Raw genomic sequence first — 15,892 nt, 5'->3', positions numbered from 1 at the left:
CTTTAGAGGCTGTCCGGCTCCGGAAGCAAGGCCTCGACGCCGCCGTCCGGCTCGGCCGCTTCCAGAGCGTCGAGAAAGGCGCGGCACCAGTCGGCGGCGGTATTGGCGAAGACCTTGTCGCGCATCGCTCGCCAGCGCCGCTGCCGCTCCTCCAGCGACATGCGGAGCGCCCGCTCGATGGCGTTCGCGACATGGTCGGTGGCGTAGGGGTTGACGATCAGCGCCTCGCCGAGCTCGGCCCGCGCGCCCGCGAAACGCGACAGCACGAGGACGCCGGGATCGGCCTCGTCCTGCGCGGCGACGAACTCCTTCGCCACGAGGTTCATCCCGTCGCGGAGCGGCGTCACCATGCAGACCCGCGCGGCGCGGTAGATGCCGGCGAGCGCCCGCCGCGTCAGTCCCGTCGTCATGATGTGGACCGGCGTCCAGTCGAGCGTCGCGAAGCGCCCGTTGATCCGCCCGACGAGCCCCTCGAACTCGCCGCGCAGATCGACATATTCCTCGACCTCCGAGCGCGACAGCGGCGCGACCTGCAGGAACTGCACGCCGCCGACGCGGTCGGGATACTGCTCCAGCAAGCGCTCGAAGCCGAGCAGCCGTTCGATGATGCCCTTCGAATAGTCGAGCCGGTCGACCCCGACGATCGGCAGCGAGCGCCCGACGTTCGAGCGCAGCATCGCGGCGTGCTCCTCCGCCTCGCCGGAGCGGGCGAACTCCGCGAAGCCTTCCGCGTCGATGCCGATCGGGAAGACCTTGGCCGTGATCGTCCGGTTGCCGACGCGGATGCGGTCGTCCGGCTGCTTCTGGCCATCGAGCTCGTGCTTGGCGTAGTTCGCGAAGTTGCGCCGGTCGGTCGCGGTCTGGAAACCGACGAGGTCGTAGGCGAGCATCGCCCGCACCATGTCGTTCGCGCCGGGCAGCGCCGCGAACATCTCCGGCGGCGAGAACGGGATGTGGAGGAAGAAGCCGAGCCGGCCGGTGAAGCCCTGCTTCCTGAGTTCGTTGCCGAGATAGAAGAAGTGGTAGTCGTGCACCCAGACGATGTCGTCGTCGCGCAGGAACTGCTTCAGGCGTTCCGCCACCCGCGCGTTCACCGCCCGGTAGACGCGGTCCGCCTCGCGGTCGAAATGCACGAGGTCGAGGCGGTAGTGCAGCAGCGGCCAGAGCGCGCGGTTGGCGTAGCCGAGATAGAAGCCGGCAAGCTCCTCCTCCGTCATGTCGATCGTGACGAGCTCGACCTCGCCGACCGTCTCGCGGCTCGCCTCGCCGGCCGTGCCGTCCTTCGTGGTCTCGCCGCTCCAGCCGAACCAGAGCCCGCCGCGGCGGCGCAGCGCGTCGGCGAGGCCGACCGCGAGGCCGCCGGCCTTGCCCTCGTCGCTGAGCGGTCCGACGCGGTTGGAAACGACGACGAGCCTTTGCTTCTCGCTCATCAAGCCGCTCCTTCCCCCTGGCTTCCCGCGCCGAGCCAGCGGTGCACGGCGGCGACGTCGGCGAGATGGTACTCCGCCGCCGTCACGCCCGGCCCGACCTTCACCGACACGCCGCCCATCTCCCTGACGCGGTCCAGCGCGAACTCGTCGGTCGTGTCGTCGCCGAGATAGACCGGCTGCCGGCCGCGGAAGGGCGGCTCGGCCATGAAGTCGGCGAGGGCCCGGCCTTTGTCCATGCCGGCCGGATGCACCTCGACGATCGCGTTGCCGACCATGACGACGAGATCGTCGCGGCCGCCCGCCGCCTCGCGCATCGCCCTCGCCGCCGTCTCGGCGAGGTCCGGCGCGCGCCGGTAATGCAGGACCAGCGCCGTGCCCTTGTCCTCGAGACCGAGGCGCGGTTCCAGCCGCACGGTTTCCTGCAGCCGCTCGCGCACCGCGTCCAGCGCGTCCGGCGTCATCAGGAGCCGCGTCGCCTCGTCGGAGGCGCCCCGCCGCTCGAGCCCGTGGACGCCGGCAAGCACGGGCTTCAGCGGCAGGAGGAAGCGGTCGAGATCGGCGATCCGCCGGCCGCTGACCACGGCGAGCGCGCCGCCGAGTTCGCGCTGGAGAGCGATCAGGCGATCCCGCACCACTGACGGCAAGCGGACCGCCGCCGGATCGTCCGCGAAGCCGACGAGCGTTCCGTCGAAATCGAGAAAAAGCGCGTGCCGGCCGGCGTCGAGAGCGGGAGGAGATCGCATTGCCGCGCGGGAAATAGGCCCCGCGACGGGCGAGCCTACCCTTTCGCGGTCTTCTTCCCGATGGCCGGCGAAGGTTTCGCGGCCGCCGCGCCCGCCAAAAGCCGCCGCTCGGCGCCCGCGAAGGCCGCCGCGATCTTCTCGTCGTAGCGGTTCTTGGCGAAGGCCGGACCGTTGTAGGCCTTGGCGAAATCGGCGAAGCGGCGCTCGGCGAGCATCCGGTCGAGATTGCCCAGCTTGAGGAATCTGGCGGCGATCAGGAACTGCCCGTCGGCCGAGCGCCGCGCTTCCGCGGCGAGCGCGGCGGCGCTCGGAAAGCCGAGGCGCTTCCAGTGGAAACCCATCACCTGGCAGAGACCCCAGGACGTCGCCGCATAGGCGGCCTCGGCATCGATCGCCGCGGCCCTCGCCAGGAGCACCCAGCGCCCCGCCTGCGTCGCCGGGTTGCGGACGGCCCCGGCGCGCGGGTCCGACAGGCCGGCGACCCGGGCTTGGCGGCGCTTCGCCTCGGGAAGCAGCTTGTCGAACCAGTGGCCTTCGAAGCGGATCAGCGGCTCGAGCCGCCCGTCCACGGAAGCCGAGCCCGCAAGATTCGTTTCGACGCTCGCCACGGCGAGGAGCACGGCGGCCCGCACGCCGGTCCGCGTCTCGGTCTCGCGCGCCGCCTCAACTATCGTCGCGATGGCGTTGCTGTCCGGCATAATCGTCGCTCCTCCTTCGGGAAAGCGAGGATCATGCCGTGGGCACGGCCGGCGGGGACAAGTTCCCCGCCCGCATCCACGCCGTTCAGGCCGAGCGGACGAGACCCGGAACCGCTTCCGGCTGGATCCTGCCGGCGGGAACCGCGGTGCGGCGGTCGGCCGCCGCGACGGCGTTCGCCACCATCTCGGCGGTGATGCCGCAGAGCGTCCAGCCGAGATGGCCGTGGCCGGTATTGTAGAAGACGCCCGACCGCTTCCCCGCGCCGACGCGCGGCATCATGTTCGGCATCATCGGCCTGAGGCCCGCCCACGGCACCACCGAGGCGGTGGAGGTGCCGGGGAAGCGGTGGCGGCACCAGTCGACCAGCGGGCGGATGCGCGCCATGCGGATGTCGCGGTTCTCGCCGGCGAACTCGGCCGTGCCGGCGATGCGCAGCCGGTCGTCCCCGAGCCGGCTCGTCACGATCTTGGCCTTGTCGTCGAGGATCGACACCCACGGCGCCGCCGCGCGGCTCGCCTCGTCGTCGAGGTTCACCGTCACCGAATAGCCCTTCACCGGATAGACGTTCACCCGGTCGCCGAGCTGCGCCGCGAAGCGGCGGCTCTGCGTTCCGGCGCAGACGACCACCGCGTCGAAGCGCTGCATGTGGCTCTCGCCGCCGCCGCGCCATTCGACGTTGACGCCCTTCGCCGCGTCGAGCCGGCGGATCTCGGCGTCGTAGCGGAACACGACGCCGCGTCTCGCGCAGGCGTCGCCGAGGCCGCGCGAATACTTGTGGATGTCGCCGGTGAAATCGCTTTCGGTGAAGAAGCCGCCGTGGAACCGGCCCTGGATCGCCGGCTCGATCACGTGGATCTCCTCCGGCGTCACGGCGCGCCGGTCGAGGCCGCCCTCGCGCAAAAGGGCGTTGACCTTCTCGCCGTGCTCGAATTCAGACCTACTCTCGTAGACGTGCAGGATGCCGCGCTTCACCAGATCGAAGTCGACGCCTTCCGCTGCCGCCATCGCGACGAGGTGCTCGCGGGCGGCGATGGCGAGCCGCGCCGTCGCGACCGTGTTCTCGCGGTAGTTCCGCGCCGCCGCGGCGAACTCCGCCATCCAGGCGAGCTTGTGCCAGGACGGGGTGGGGTGGACGAGCAGCGGCGCGTCCTTGCGGAGCATCCACTTGATGCCCTTCAGGAAGGTCGAGGGATGGTTCCAGACCTCGGCGTTCGAGGCGGAAAGCTGGCCGCCGTTGGCGAAGGAGGTTTCCATGCCGGCATGCGAGGCGCGGTCGAAGACCGTCACGTCGTAGCCGAGCGCGTTCAGCTTATAGGCGGTGGTGACGCCGGTGATGCCGGCGCCGATGACGGCGATGGAGGAGGCCACGAACGATCCTTTCGGCGGCAAGCAGGCGCTTGCTCGCTCAGTCGTCTCGCCCCTCCGTCACTGGCCTGAGAGTTTCGCGGCCGGCGGAACTGCTCCGCAGGCGCTTGCTCCTTCGGCGGACGGCCCGGTTGTCCGGCCGTCGCTCTCCGGATGTTTGGCGGCGCGCGGTCCTTCTGCCTGAGAGTTTCCGGGGCGGTTGCTCCTTCGGCGCCGGCCGTTGAAGCCGGTCTCTCCCGCATGCGTCGCTTGCCGACAATGATAGGAAATGCCGGGCCGCCCGGCAAGCGGGCGATCGGGTTCATCCTCAACGGAGCGTCACCGCGCCGGCGAGACATCGGGACGGCGAGCGTGGCGTAGCCCCTCCTTCATGCCGAAGCATCCGGCCCGCGCCCTCGATGCATGGTCTCGAACGCGAATGGCGTTGGTCGCGCCGCCGTGCCAATGGTAGACGTCGTTCGAACACGCTGCCGGCGACGTGCCGGCGGGCGGCTTCTCGGCATCCGCGCGAAGCCGGACCCGGGAAGGAACCGCCGGACAGGCGGGGTTTGCGGGTAGTCCGCAGCGGCGAGCGTTGCGGGTGGGAGGCGATCGCCTTCGCGCCCGAGAAGGAGGACGATTCCCATGAGCCACGCCCTTGCCGAAGCCGAAGCGGTCAGCGACGGGGCCCGCCCACGCGTCGCCAAGCCGAACACGCTCGTCTGGAACGATCCCTTCCTCCTCGACGACCAGCTTTCCGAGGAGGAGCGGATGATCCGCGACTCGGCCGCCGCCTTCGCCGAGGCCGAGCTTCTGCCGCGCGTCCAGGACGCCTACCTCAACGAGACCACCGATCCAAACCTGTTCCGGCGCATGGGCGAGGCCGGCCTCCTCGGCGTGACGCTGCCGGAGGAATACGGCGCGGCGGGCGCGTCCTACGTCGCCTACGGGCTCGTCGCCCGCGAGGTCGAGCGGATCGATTCCGGCTACCGCTCGATGATGAGCGTCCAGTCCTCGCTGGTGATCTACCCGATCTTCACCTACGGCTCGGACGAACAGCGGCGGAAGTACCTGCCGGGTCTGGTGTCCGGCGAGCTGATCGGCTGCTTCGGCCTGACCGAGCCGGATGCCGGCTCCGATCCCGGCGGCATGAAGACGCGGGCCGAGCGGATCGCCGGCGGCTATCGCCTGCGGGGTGCCAAGACCTGGATCTCCAACTCGCCCATCGCCGACGTCTTCGTGGTCTGGGCGAAGTCCGAGGCGCACGACGGCAAGATCCGCGGCTTCGTCCTGGAGAAGGGCATGAAGGGGCTCTCGGCCCCGAAGATCGGCGGCAAGCTGTCGCTTCGCGCTTCCGTCACCGGCGAGATCGTGATGGACGGCGTCGAGGTCGGCGAGGACGCGCTCCTGCCGGACGCATCCGGTCTCGCGGGACCGTTCGGCTGCCTCAACCGCGCCCGCTACGGCATTTCCTGGGGCGTGCTGGGCGCGGCCGAGGACTGCTGGTTCCGCGCCCGCCAGTACGGGCTCGACCGCCAGCAGTTCGGCCGGCCGCTCGCCGGCACGCAGCTCTTCCAGAAAAAGCTCGCCGACATGCAGACGGAGATCGCGCTCGGGCTCCAGGCCTCGCTTCGCGTCGGGCGCCTGATGGACGAGCACCGCTTCGCGCCGGAGATGATCAGCCTCGTCAAGCGCAACAACTGCGGCAAGGCGCTCGACATCGCTCGCACCGCGCGCGACATGCACGGCGGCAACGGCATCCAGATCGAGTACCACGTGATCCGCCATGCCCAGAACCTCGAGACGGTGAACACCTACGAGGGCACCCACGACGTCCACGCCCTGATCCTCGGCCGCGCCCAGACCGGCATCCAGGCCTTCTTCTGATGCCAGCCGCGCCCGGCCGCGCGCCGCTCGCGGGCCTGAAGGTGGTCGAGCTCGCCCGCATCCTCGCCGGCCCCTGGATCGGCCAGACGCTGGCCGATCTCGGCGCCGAGGTGATCAAGGTCGAGAGCCCCGGCGGCGACGACACCCGCACCTGGGGGCCGCCCTTCGTCGAGCGGCCGGACGGGCGCGGCGGCACGGAGCGCACGGCCGCCTACTTCCACGCGGCGAACCGGGGCAAGCGCTCGGTGACCTGCGACTTCGCCGACGCCGCCGATCTCGCCCGCCTGAAGACCCTGATCGCCGAGGCCGACGTCGTCGTCGAGAACTTCAAGGTCGGCGGCCTCAGGAAATTCGGCCTCGACCACGCGAGCCTCGCCGCCAGCAGCCCGCGCCTCGTCACCTGCTCCGTCACCGGTTTCGGCCAGACGGGCCCCCGCGCGGGGCATCCCGGCTACGACTTCCTGATCCAGGGCATGTGCGGGATCATGGACCTGACCGGCGATCCGGACGGCGAGCCGCAGAAGGTCGGCGTCGCCTGGATCGACATCTTCACCGGCCTCTACGGCGTGATCGGCATCCAGGCCGCGCTCGCCGAGCGCGAGCGGTCCGGCCTCGGCCAGCACATCGACCTGTCGCTGCTCGACGTTGGCGTGGCGGTGCTCGCCAACCAGGCGATGAACCATCTCGCCGGAGGAACCGTGCCGCGCCGCATGGGCAACGCCCATCCGAACATCGTGCCCTACCAGGTCTTCCCGTCGAGCGACGGCCACCTCATCATCGCCTGCGGCAACGACCGGCAGTTCGCCGCGCTCTGCGCCGTGCTGGGGCTCGAAGGCATCGCGGTCGATCCGACCTTCGCCACCAACGAGGCGCGCGTCGTCAACCGCGTCGCGCTGGCGGCGCTGATTTCGGCATGGACGAGCCTTCGGACGAAAGGGGACCTGATCGCAGCGCTGGAAGCGGCGGGCGTTCCGGGCGGACCGATCAACACGGTGGCGGAAGCGATCGCCGACCCGCAGATCGCGGCGCGCGGCCTGCAGATCGCGCCGGAAGGCCTGCCGGGCCTGAAGACGCCCATCCAGTTCTCGCGCAGCCCGCTGGAGCTCGCGGTCGCCGCCCCCTGCCTCGGCCACGGCGAATGGCGGTTCACCTCATCCAGCGAGGACGATCGGGCGGCATGACGGTCCTGGCTTCGCCGCCGCTGGCGAGGCAGCCCCCGACAGGCTTGGAATGGGTCGCGGCTCGACCCGAAGGCGGCCGGACGCGGCGGTCAAACGCCTTCCGCGACGCATCTAAGCTTCGGTGCTCACGCTGGCGAATGTCAAGAACGCTCTGGAACCATCGAGGCTCTTCGGCAAATCCGAACAAGCCTGCAGCGCCGGACGCCGGCTTCAACAGCAATCGAAGTTAGGAGAAGCCCCGTCGATGCTGGACGGGAAGATGGTTGCGGGGGTCCGCAGCCAGCGTTGTTCAACGCGGCTTCGATGCCTTATTCCAACTGCGCCAAGGCTATGATGAAATTGGTCTTTTCGCTTTAGACCTGCGGCGTGCCTACCGCCCTGTCGTTCGACCTACATGCGTCGTGCTCGCCACGTCGACAACACCGGCCTGATCCCGTTCGTCGGTCCGGCGACACTGTCGAGCCCAGAGACGCGGTTGCGGCTTGGTCGGAAGAGTAGTATATTCTTCGCAAAACATACTACACGGGCCGAGCGATGCAGACCACGACGATCACCGCACAGACGTTCAACCAGAACCCGAGCGCCGCCAAGCGCGCGGCGATGGACGGTCCTGTGGTGATCACCGAACGTGGCCGGGACGCGTTGGTGCTGATGACCTATGAGATGTTCGCTTCCTTCGTCGAGGACGCGCGACCTAAGCGCAAGCTGATCGAGATCGCCGACACCAGCCCGGAAGGCGATGTCGATTTCGTCATCGAGCGTGCCGACGTCGGCCGGAAAATCGAGTGGTGAGCCTGCTGCTCGACACCAACATCGTCTCGGAACTGCGCCGGCGCGAGCGCATGTCGGCCGAAATCATGCGGTGGTCTGAAAACGTCGATTTGTCCGCCACCGTCCTGAGCGCCGTCACCATCGGCGAAATCGGGGCGGGCATTGCCAACTCGAACCGCACGAACCCGCCGTTCGCCGCTGCGCTGACGCGCTGGCGGGACCAGCTTCTCGTCGACTTCGACGGTCGCATCGTGCCCTACGGCGTCGGCGAAGCGCTGCTCTGCGCGCGACTGCCCTCTCCGAACGGCAGGCTGACCGCAGACATGATGATCGCGGCGTCGGCACTCGCACACGACTGCGTTGTCGTCACCCGGAACGATGCGGATTTCCTGCCGCTCGGCGTCGCGATCTTCAATCCCTATGACGTGCGGCCGAGTGGTCCGCGCCCCTGAGAGGATTGACACCGCCGGGACGTAAATTCGGTTTCTCCAACATCGAAGCTGGAGAAACCGAACATGCCTGCGAAACCGACCTATCTCAGTCGAAAGCGCGCAGTTGCTGCAAACCGTCGCGGGCGGATGGCGATGCTCTGGTCCTAGAAAGCGGATGAGCGACGTCGCGGGAGGTCGGAACGTGGATGTGAGGGTCCGCAGCCAGCGTTGTTCAACGCGGCTTCGGTGCATGGTTCCGACGACGGCAAACCATTGATTCGAATGCTCTCTTCAAGCTTTAAGGCCAAGCTACGATCCTGCCGTCCTGACCGACATTCTCCAGAAGGATCGTCATCGGTACATCGCCAGCGCAGGCGCGACCTTCACCGCCCGACCTTCCACGGATCGATCACTGCGATGCCCGCGGCCTCGAAGGCACTGGCGTCGCGAGTCGCAACCGTGAAGCCATGGGCAACGGCGATGGCGGCGATGAAGCCGTCCGGCGTCGGAAAGCCCCTGCCCGCGCTGCGAGCTGCGACAGCCAGATCGGCATAGTGGCGGGCAGCGTCGGTGTCGAAGGGGAGGACGCGGCCGTCGAACAGATCGAGAGTCCCGTCCAGCGTCAGGCGGAGCTTCGGCTTGCGTCGCCCATCGGGCAGCGCGCCGATGCCGAACAAGAGTTCGGCGATGGTCACGCTGGATAGAAAGAGGGTTTCGGCGGCCTGCGCGTCCAGCCAGTCGCGGACAGCGGGGTTCGGCTCCGGCTTCATGGCCTCGGAGACGACGTTCGTGTCGAGGACGATCACTCGAACGCCATCGGATCGGCGGGCCTGCGGTCGCGGGTTTGGTCGAGCGCATCGAAATCGGCATTGGTGAGCCCTGCCCGCTGGCTCAAAGCCGAGAGCGCCGAACCGAGCCGCACACGATTTGCAGGACGGACCGTGGCCTCCAGAATGTCGCGCATCTCGGCTTCGGTGCTGCGGCCATGATGGGCGGCACGCACTTTGAGAGCGCGATGCGCTTCTTCCGACAGATTGCGAATGGTCACGGCAGGCATTTAATTGCAACTCCGGTCGGATGATAGCTTTGCTATCAACATAGCTAGATTGCCATCACATCACAAGCAACGGCAGCCTTGACCGGAGCGCGGTTCGCCGCTCCTTGAGGTGACTTAGCTCGCTGATCAGTCGGGTCAGAAAGCGATGGCTGAACCGATATCAGCGATTTGGCCAACCCGAGGCGGATCAGGCTGGAGCCTGTGGGGTTGCTCGATGCACTACCCACCGCGCCAGCATGGGGCCCATCATGCAGACCACGAGCGTAGCCGCGGCAAGCCGTTGCCACGCATGGCATCGCGATGGAAGTCATTCGGCTGCTCCAAGCCAAGTGCGGCTTCGTCCTGCTCCCCCTACCGGTGGGTAGTGGAGCGGTCATTCGCTTGGATGGCCTGCTTCCGCCGACTCGCCTGCGACTACGAGCGCTTGCCTGTCACCCTGGCAGGCCTCCACCTCATCGCCTTCGTTATCTTGCTCTTGCGCAGAGCCGCTGACTTCGCCGCAGTCCGCAACACCCTCTAGGATGCGAGTTCAAGTAAATACCAAAGCTGCTCGCCTTCTCGACCTTTTTTTATAAGACGGTGACCATCGCTATTCGCCATGTGCGGAATATCGATCTCGGCAAGTGGATCCGTGCACACGATCTTCAAACGTGTTCCAAAGGGCAAAGTCCGGATCAGCTTGCGAGCGCGGATCACTGGCAGCGGGCATTTCAGCCCGGACGTATCGAGAAGGCGATCGAACGAGGTTTCCATCAGCGGGTTACGATGTCTTCCACGTCGACGGGTGTAAGATAGTAGCCGTGCGCTCGTACGAGCGGCGATCCCGCCAGTTTGACGATCATATCCCCTCGCCCGAGCAGGTCCTGTGCGCCACCCTCGTCCAGAATGATCTGGGACTCTGAAGCCTTCTGAACAGTCAAGGCGATCCGGGCTGGAATATTGCTCCGGATCAGACCGCTGAACGTTTTCGCATCCGGGCGCTGAGTGGCCAGTATCAAATGGATGCCGGCGGCCCGCGCCAATTGCGCAAGCCGGATGATTTCAGCCTCGACTGTCCGATCTTGCATGATGAGATCCGCTAGCTCATCGACGCACGCCACAATGTAGGGAAGCCGAACGCCCTTCAGCGCGAGATCCCCCACGTTGTTGACCCCAAGCTCGCTCATTCGCTTGTATCGATCGTCCATCTCCTCGACGAGCGTCCGCAGGGTTTCTCGGGCGGCTTCAGCACCGATGGCGATCTCGTTGCGCCAAAGGAAGCGGCTTTTCGATTGGAAAATGCGCGGGCCATCCGCCAGTACGATGAGGTAGTTCTGGCAAAGCGGAAAGGTCGCGGATGAGCCCCCTTCCGTTGATCACGAAGCCGAAAAACTGGCCGGAGATCGATCGCGCGCATTGGGCGATGCTCTTCGTGAAAGGCGACCTGTTCGACGATGCGGGCGGTGGTGCCCATTGGTCGGCAGGCACGCGCGCGAAGCTTGAACAAACTTACGGGCACTGGCTGAGCTTTCTGGCGCGAAGCGGCCAGTTGGACCTCTTCTGCGCTCCGGCGGAGAGGATCACGCGCGATACGGTTCGGCTTTTCCACAACGAGACGCTCGCGCGTGTTTCCGTGATCAGCATCTCTTCGCAGTTGGCCGATCTCTGCATGATAGCCCGACCTCTCGATCCAGCGGCCGACTGGGCTTGGCTGAGAATGGTGTCGGATCGTTACCGCCGGCGGCAGGAGCTTACGCAGCTCAAGCCTCGCCCCGGTGTCAGTAGCAGTGAGATCTATCGCTGGGCGCTGAAAGAGATTGGCACCGCGGAGAAGATGGAGAGCGACGGGAGGTGGGAGCGCTCGATCCGCTTTCGGGATGGCTTGATGGTCGGCCTTCTGATTGCCCGCCCGGTACGGCTGCGCGCCTTCATCAACATCGAAATCGGCAAGCACTTGGCGGCCCAAGCCGATGGGTTCACGCTGCAATTCAAGCCGGAGGATATGAAGGACCGCAAGTCGCGCACGTTTTCCGTGCCGGCTGGGCTCGTTGGTCCGATGAGCCGCTATCTGACGGAGCACCGGCCCGAACTCCTCCGCGGGGCGGAAACGGGCAAGCTCTGGATATCACGGCGAGGCACCCCGCTTTCCCGTGACGGCTTCCAGCAGCATCTTCACGACATCACGCTGCGCGGCCTCGGCGTAGCGCTTCGACCCCATGCTTTCCGCCATGTCGCGGCGACGTCGATCGCGGAAGACGACCCGGAACACGTGAACATCATAGCGAGCCTGCTCGGGCATGCCACGCTGGCGACGTCCGAGCGGCACTACAACCGGGCGAGTGGCGTGACAGCCGCTTCCGCCTTCCAAAGTATGATCCGCGACAGGCGTCACTCAACGTCGGCGTCCGAGCGGCAGATGAATTTCGCCCGCGTCCTTCGGCGCGGAAGTCGCACCCAAACCTGACTGATCAGCAATCATGAAAAGGAAGAACGTCATGCGTGCCGTCATCTACGCCCGCTACTCGACGGAATTGCAGAGCCGGACTTCGGTGGAGGACCAGGTCCGCATCTGTCGACGCCGCATCGAACAGGAGGGCTGGCAGCTCACTGCCGTTTATTCCGACCGCGCGATGAGCGGCGCGTCGCATTTACGGCCGGGCTACCAGAAGCTTCTAGAAGAGGCTCGCGCGGGGATGTTCGATGTGGTGCTCGCCGAGAGCATCGACCGCCTTTCCCGCGATCAGGAGCACATCGCTTCGCTCTACAAGCAACTGAGTTTCCGGCGCATCCCGCTGATCACCATCGCGGAGGGAGAGATCAACGAGCTGCATGTGGGCCTCAAGGGCACCATGAGCGGCCTATACCTCAAGGACCTCGCCCAGAAGACGCATCGCGGGCTCGAAGGGCGCGTGCGGCAAGGCTTGTCGGCCGGGGGAATTGCCTACGGCTACGACATCGTTCGCGCGATCGGTGCCGATGGGCAGCCGAAGACGGGCGAGCGCGCCGTCAACAACGCGCAGGCGGACATCGTCCGGCAAATCTTCTCGAGCTTCGCTTCCGGCAAGAGCCCGCGAACGATCGTGTCCGAGCTGAACAAGCAGGCCATTGCCGGCCCGCATGGTGTTCCGTGGGGCGCATCGACCATCTACGGCAACTGGCGTCGCGGAACCGGCATCCTGAATAACGAACTCTACGTCGGCCGGCTCGTCTGGAACAGGCAGCGCTTCGTGAAGGACCCGCAGACCGGCCGTCGCCAAGCCATCCCGAACCCGCCGGAAGAGTGGATCATCGAAGATGTGCCCGGCATGCGCATCGTGGACGACGAACTCTGGAGCCGCGTGAAGACACGGCAGGAGGGCGTGCGGACCAACATCATGCGAGACGACGACATCCGTCCGGAGCGAGCGCGACGGCCGAAATATCTGTTTTCCGGCCTGCTCAAGTGCGGCGCCTGCGGTGCGGCTACGTCGCCTGCGGTAAGCGACATTACGCCTGCGCGAACGTCAGCAATCGCGGCACCTGCGAGAACCGTCTCACCATCCGGCGCGACATCCTCGAAGAGTCGGTGCTCTCCGGTCTTCGAAAGAACCTCGCTCACCCCGATCTCCTCGCCGCCTTCATGGCCGAGTACGGGAAGGAGTGGAACAGGCTGCGCCGCGAGGAGGATGCCGCCCGGAGCCGCGACACGGTCGAGCTCGCCTCGATCAAACGCCAGCTCGCCCGAATCATCGATGCCGTGAAGAACGGCTTCTACGTCCCATCGATGAAAGCCGAAGCCGAGGGCCTGGAGCAGCGCAAGGCGGAACTGGAAGCGTCTCTGCTGGTGCCGGACGAGGAGTTGCCGAGGCTCCATCCCGGCATCTCGGAAATCTATCGCAAGAAGGTGGAGGCGCTTTCCCACGTGCTGAACGACGAAGCGCTGCGCGACGAGGCCGCCGGCTCGCTACGTTCGCTGCTCAGCCAGATCAGGCTCGTTCCGCAGGACGGGAAACTGGAGATCGAACTCGTCGGCGACCTCGCGGGCATCCTCGCCCTCACCAACGAAAAAAGCCCCGCTGCTCTTCGCAAAGGGGCTTCTACAACAGTGGTTGCGGGGGCAAGATTTGAACTTGCGACCTTCAGGTTATGAGCCTGACGAGCTACCGGGCTGCTCCACCCCGCGCCATCGCGAAACCGTTCGGCTTCGACGCGCTTCATATATGCGACAGTTGCGTGAATGAAAAGCCCGAAAACGCGGAAGAACGGCGGTTTCGCTCATTCCTCCCGCAGGGCGCGGCGGAGCACCTTGCCGACATTCGATTTCGGCAGCTCGTCGCGGAATTCGATCGCGCGCGGCCGCTTGTAGTTGGTGAGGTTCGCCCGGCAATGCGCCCGCACCGCCGCTTCCGTGAGGCCGGGCTCGCCGCGGACGAGGAACAGTTTCACGGCTTCGCCGGAGGCGGCGTCCGGCACGCCGACGACCGCGGCCTCCGCGACGCCGGGCAGGCGCAGCACCACGTCCTCGATCTCGCTCGGATAGACGTTGAAGCCGGATACGTTGATCATGTCCTTCTTCCGGTCGACGATCCGGAACCAGCCGCGCTCGTCCATCAAGCCGATATCGCCGGTGCGGAAGAAGCCGTCCGCCGTCATCACCGCCCGCGTTTCCTCCGGACGGTTCCAGTAGCCGGCCATGACCTGCGGCCCCCGCACGGCGAGTTCCCCCGGCTGCCCGAGCGGGAGTTCACAGCCGTCCTCATCGACGACGCGAAGTTCGGTGGAAGGCAGCGGCAGCCCGATCGCCCCGGTGTAGGTGTCGGACAGAACCGGGTTGCAGGCGATCGTCGGGGAGGTTTCGGATAGGCCGTAGCCTTCGCAGATCGCGCTGCCGGTCACCTTCCGCCAACGCTCGGCGACGCTCGCCTGCACCGCCATGCCGCCGCCGACGGAAAGCTTGAGGCTCGACCAGTCGACGCGGCTCGCCTGCGGGTGGCGAGCGATCGCCGCGAAGAGCGTGTTCACCGCCGGGAAGCTATGGAAGCGGACCGAGCGCAGGTCCCAGAGGAGCGCGGCGATATCGCGAGGATTGGGGATCAGGAGGTTGCAGCCGCCCGTGCGCATGGACAGCATCATGTTCACCGTGAACCCGAAGATATGGTAGAGCGGCAGCGCACAGACCGTCATCGGCCGCTCGCCCTCCGGGATCAGGTCCAGCGCGGGGCGATGCCAGGCCTCGGCCTGCAGAGCGGCGGCGACGATATTGCCGTGCGTCAGCATCGCGCCCTTCGCGACGCCGGTGGTGCCGCCGGTGTACTGCAGGACCGCCAGATCGCCCGGTTGAAGCGTCGGCGGCGCGAACGTCGCCCTTGCCCCTGCACGAAGAGCGCCGTTCCAAGAGATGGCAGTCGGCAAGTCATATGCCGGAACCATCCGCTTCACATGGCGGATCGCGAAGTTGACGACGGCACCTTTCGGGAAGCGAAGCGCATCGCCGACACGTGTGACGATCACGTGCTCGACCGCGGTCGCCCCGATGCAGGCGGCGAGCGTTGCCGCCATGTTCTCCAGCACCACGACCACGCGGGCGCCGGAATCTTGCAGCTGATGCTGAAGCTCGCGCGGCGTGTAGAGCGGGTTCGTGTTGACGACGACGAATCCTGCGCGAAGGACGCCGGCGACCGCGATCGGATATTGCGGAACGTTCGGCATCATCAGCGCGACGCGCGCGCCGCGTTCGAGGCCGAGCGTTTGCAGGTAGGCCGCGAAGCATCGCGATTGCACTTCGATCTCGGTGAAGCTGAGGTTCCGCCCCATGAAACGGAAAGCCGCCAGCGATGCATGGCGACGGAACGCCTCGTCCATGAGTTCGGCGAGCGAGCGATAGGCGACGCCGGGCAACGTTGCCGGAACGCCCGGCGGATAGTTCGCCAGCCAAGGCGCGGACATTCGATCCCCCCGAATCGTCGTCCTTCGTTATACGATCGTTCGCTCCGGAAAGAAGCCGGAACGTCACTTGCGTCACGCGGTCGGGAGTTCGATGGTGATTGGGAAAGACCGCAACGGAAGCCGCGTCACTCGCGCCGCGTTCGACACCCGCGCGCTGGACGTCCTGATCTGCCCGCTGACGCGCGCATCGCTGATCTATGTTCCGGAGTCGGACGAGCTCGTGTCACGGCAGGGCGCCCTCGCCTATCCGATCCGCGCCGGCGTGGCGATCCTGGTACCGTCCGAAGCGCGGCGGCTGGATGGCGACGACAAGAAAATCTGAAACCGTCCGGTACGCGGTCGTGCCAGTCGCGAGACAGATATGCCGACCGTTCCCGTTGTCGGATTGGGGCGTTTTTAGGGGATTTGGTTTCGGGTTCGGGGGTTGATTTGGTGGATCGGGAGG

General features: G+C 66.6%; 16 protein-coding genes, 1 tRNA gene, 1 pseudogene and 2 riboswitches. Of the genes and pseudogenes, 8 read left to right on the top strand and 10 right to left on the bottom strand.

The genetic code is table 11. The features are described 5' to 3' along the window. Positions 1-2 precede the first annotated feature (2 nt). The 4 genes from F6X38_RS16255 to F6X38_RS16240 all read right to left on the bottom strand — a co-directional run bounded on the left by F6X38_RS16255 (position 3) and on the right by F6X38_RS16240 (position 4,240). Positions 3-1,430, bottom strand: a complete 1,428-nt coding sequence (locus F6X38_RS16255; RefSeq protein WP_150971432.1) for an alpha,alpha-trehalose-phosphate synthase (UDP-forming) — start codon at positions 1,428-1,430, stop codon at positions 3-5. Then, positions 1,430-2,173: a trehalose-phosphatase gene (otsB, locus tag F6X38_RS16250; protein WP_150971430.1), complete on the bottom strand. Its 744-nt coding sequence runs from the start codon at positions 2,171-2,173 to the stop codon at positions 1,430-1,432. Before otsB ends, F6X38_RS16255 begins: the two co-directional genes overlap by 1 nt. Positions 2,174-2,208: 35 nt before the next feature. Continuing rightward, a complete protein-coding gene (locus F6X38_RS16245) occupies positions 2,209-2,871 on the bottom strand; it encodes an N-acetylmuramidase domain-containing protein (protein ID WP_150971429.1) in 663 nt (220 codons plus the stop codon). Between the two features lie 85 nt (positions 2,872-2,956). After that, positions 2,957-4,240 (bottom strand): D-amino acid dehydrogenase, encoded by a 1,284-nt coding sequence (locus tag F6X38_RS16240; protein WP_150971427.1) that lies wholly within the window; start codon positions 4,238-4,240, stop codon positions 2,957-2,959. Between the two features lie 53 nt (positions 4,241-4,293). Then, positions 4,294-4,391: riboswitch (glycine riboswitch) on the bottom strand. 4 nt (positions 4,392-4,395) lie between these two features. Further along, positions 4,396-4,486: riboswitch (glycine riboswitch) on the bottom strand. Between the two features lie 375 nt (positions 4,487-4,861). On the opposite strand from F6X38_RS16240, the gene F6X38_RS16235 reads away from it, so the two are divergent. The 4 genes from F6X38_RS16235 (at position 4,862) to F6X38_RS16220 (ending at position 8,507) form a co-directional block, all read left to right on the top strand. Next, positions 4,862-6,103, top strand: a complete 1,242-nt coding sequence (locus F6X38_RS16235) for an acyl-CoA dehydrogenase (RefSeq protein WP_150971425.1) — start codon at positions 4,862-4,864, stop codon at positions 6,101-6,103. Continuing rightward, on the top strand, positions 6,103-7,284 hold the full coding sequence (locus F6X38_RS16230) for a CaiB/BaiF CoA transferase family protein (protein ID WP_150971423.1): 1,182 nt from the start codon (positions 6,103-6,105) through the stop codon (positions 7,282-7,284). Before F6X38_RS16235 ends, F6X38_RS16230 begins: the two co-directional genes overlap by 1 nt. Positions 7,285-7,818: 534 nt before the next feature. Beyond that, positions 7,819-8,076 carry a type II toxin-antitoxin system prevent-host-death family antitoxin gene (locus F6X38_RS16225; protein WP_150971421.1) on the top strand — a complete coding sequence of 86 codons (258 nt, stop codon included), beginning with the start codon at positions 7,819-7,821 and terminating at the stop codon, positions 8,074-8,076. Continuing rightward, a complete protein-coding gene (locus tag F6X38_RS16220; protein WP_150971420.1) occupies positions 8,073-8,507 on the top strand; it encodes a type II toxin-antitoxin system VapC family toxin in 435 nt (144 codons plus the stop codon). Before F6X38_RS16225 ends, F6X38_RS16220 begins: the two co-directional genes overlap by 4 nt. A gap of 362 nt (positions 8,508-8,869) precedes the next feature. On the opposite strand, the gene F6X38_RS16215 is transcribed toward F6X38_RS16220, so the two are convergent. Continuing rightward, the gene (locus F6X38_RS16215) at positions 8,870-9,292 is read right to left on the bottom strand and encodes a type II toxin-antitoxin system VapC family toxin (RefSeq protein WP_150971418.1); all 423 of its coding nucleotides are present in this window, start codon (positions 9,290-9,292) and stop codon (positions 8,870-8,872) included. Further along, positions 9,289-9,543, bottom strand: a complete 255-nt coding sequence (locus tag F6X38_RS16210; RefSeq protein WP_150971417.1) for a FitA-like ribbon-helix-helix domain-containing protein — start codon at positions 9,541-9,543, stop codon at positions 9,289-9,291. The genes F6X38_RS16215 and F6X38_RS16210 overlap by 4 nt, the downstream gene beginning before the upstream one ends. A 282-nt stretch (positions 9,544-9,825) precedes the next feature. Between F6X38_RS16210 and F6X38_RS23440 the strand changes: the two are divergent. Then, a pseudogene (locus F6X38_RS23440) lies at positions 9,826-10,063 on the top strand (transposase); the annotation flags it as partial. Here the strand turns inward: F6X38_RS23440 and F6X38_RS16200 are convergent. Together F6X38_RS16200 and F6X38_RS16195 are read right to left on the bottom strand one after the other, a co-directional pair. After that, a complete protein-coding gene (locus F6X38_RS16200; RefSeq protein WP_150971413.1) occupies positions 10,060-10,296 on the bottom strand; it encodes a sulfurtransferase TusA family protein in 237 nt (78 codons plus the stop codon). The pseudogene F6X38_RS23440 and the gene F6X38_RS16200 overlap by 4 nt on opposite strands. Further along, positions 10,296-10,709 carry an FtsK/SpoIIIE domain-containing protein gene (locus F6X38_RS16195; protein WP_202618000.1) on the bottom strand — a complete coding sequence of 138 codons (414 nt, stop codon included), beginning with the start codon at positions 10,707-10,709 and terminating at the stop codon, positions 10,296-10,298. The genes F6X38_RS16200 and F6X38_RS16195 overlap by 1 nt, the downstream gene beginning before the upstream one ends. Before the next feature lie 170 nt (positions 10,710-10,879). Between F6X38_RS16195 and F6X38_RS16190 the strand changes: the two genes are divergently transcribed. Continuing rightward, positions 10,880-11,986: a tyrosine-type recombinase/integrase gene (locus F6X38_RS16190; protein WP_150971409.1), complete on the top strand. Its 1,107-nt coding sequence runs from the start codon at positions 10,880-10,882 to the stop codon at positions 11,984-11,986. Between the two features lie 31 nt (positions 11,987-12,017). Continuing rightward, entirely contained in the window at positions 12,018-13,262 is a 1,245-nt protein-coding gene (locus F6X38_RS16185; RefSeq protein WP_246191388.1) for a recombinase family protein, read from the top strand. A 345-nt stretch (positions 13,263-13,607) separates the two neighbouring features. On the opposite strand, the gene F6X38_RS16180 is transcribed toward F6X38_RS16185, so the two are convergent. Continuing rightward, positions 13,608-13,684 (bottom strand) — tRNA-Met (locus F6X38_RS16180). Between the two features lie 92 nt (positions 13,685-13,776). Further along, positions 13,777-15,447, bottom strand: coding sequence for an AMP-binding protein (locus F6X38_RS16175; RefSeq protein ID WP_150971407.1), 1,671 nt, complete (start codon positions 15,445-15,447; stop codon positions 13,777-13,779). 67 nt (positions 15,448-15,514) lie between these two features. On the opposite strand from F6X38_RS16175, the gene F6X38_RS16170 reads away from it, so the two are divergent. Continuing rightward, the gene (locus tag F6X38_RS16170; protein ID WP_425482873.1) at positions 15,515-15,769 is read left to right on the top strand and encodes a Trm112 family protein; all 255 of its coding nucleotides are present in this window, start codon (positions 15,515-15,517) and stop codon (positions 15,767-15,769) included. Positions 15,770-15,892 lie beyond the last annotated feature (123 nt).

Origin of the sequence: Plantimonas leprariae, assembly GCF_008802405.1 — a bacterium.
GTDB lineage: Bacteria > Pseudomonadota > Alphaproteobacteria > Rhizobiales > Rhizobiaceae > Plantimonas > Plantimonas leprariae.
The sequence above is the reverse complement of the archived record's forward strand: the minus strand, read 5'-3'. Positions and strand labels throughout refer to the sequence as shown.

Excerpts from the sequence above, each read along its gene's own strand:
- F6X38_RS16255 (WP_150971432.1), bottom strand. The coding sequence starts at position 1,430 with ATGAGCGAGAAGCAAAGGCTCGTCGTCGTTTCCAACCGCGTCGGACCG.
- otsB (WP_150971430.1), bottom strand. The coding sequence starts at position 2,173 with ATGCGATCTCCTCCCGCTCTCGACGCCGGCCGGCACGCGCTTTTTCTC.
- F6X38_RS16245 (WP_150971429.1), bottom strand. The coding sequence starts at position 2,871 with ATGCCGGACAGCAACGCCATCGCGACGATAGTTGAGGCGGCGCGCGAG.
- F6X38_RS16235 (WP_150971425.1), top strand. The coding sequence starts at position 4,862 with ATGAGCCACGCCCTTGCCGAAGCCGAAGCGGTCAGCGACGGGGCCCGC.
- F6X38_RS16230 (WP_150971423.1), top strand. The coding sequence starts at position 6,103 with ATGCCAGCCGCGCCCGGCCGCGCGCCGCTCGCGGGCCTGAAGGTGGTC.
- F6X38_RS16225 (WP_150971421.1), top strand. The coding sequence starts at position 7,819 with ATGCAGACCACGACGATCACCGCACAGACGTTCAACCAGAACCCGAGC.
- F6X38_RS16210 (WP_150971417.1), bottom strand. The coding sequence starts at position 9,543 with ATGCCTGCCGTGACCATTCGCAATCTGTCGGAAGAAGCGCATCGCGCT.
- F6X38_RS16200 (WP_150971413.1), bottom strand. The coding sequence starts at position 10,296 with ATGGAAACCTCGTTCGATCGCCTTCTCGATACGTCCGGGCTGAAATGC.
- F6X38_RS16195 (WP_202618000.1), bottom strand. The coding sequence starts at position 10,709 with ATGAGCGAGCTTGGGGTCAACAACGTGGGGGATCTCGCGCTGAAGGGC.
- F6X38_RS16190 (WP_150971409.1), top strand. The coding sequence starts at position 10,880 with ATGAGCCCCCTTCCGTTGATCACGAAGCCGAAAAACTGGCCGGAGATC.
- F6X38_RS16185 (WP_246191388.1), top strand. The coding sequence starts at position 12,018 with ATGCGTGCCGTCATCTACGCCCGCTACTCGACGGAATTGCAGAGCCGG.
- F6X38_RS16175 (WP_150971407.1), bottom strand. The coding sequence starts at position 15,447 with ATGTCCGCGCCTTGGCTGGCGAACTATCCGCCGGGCGTTCCGGCAACG.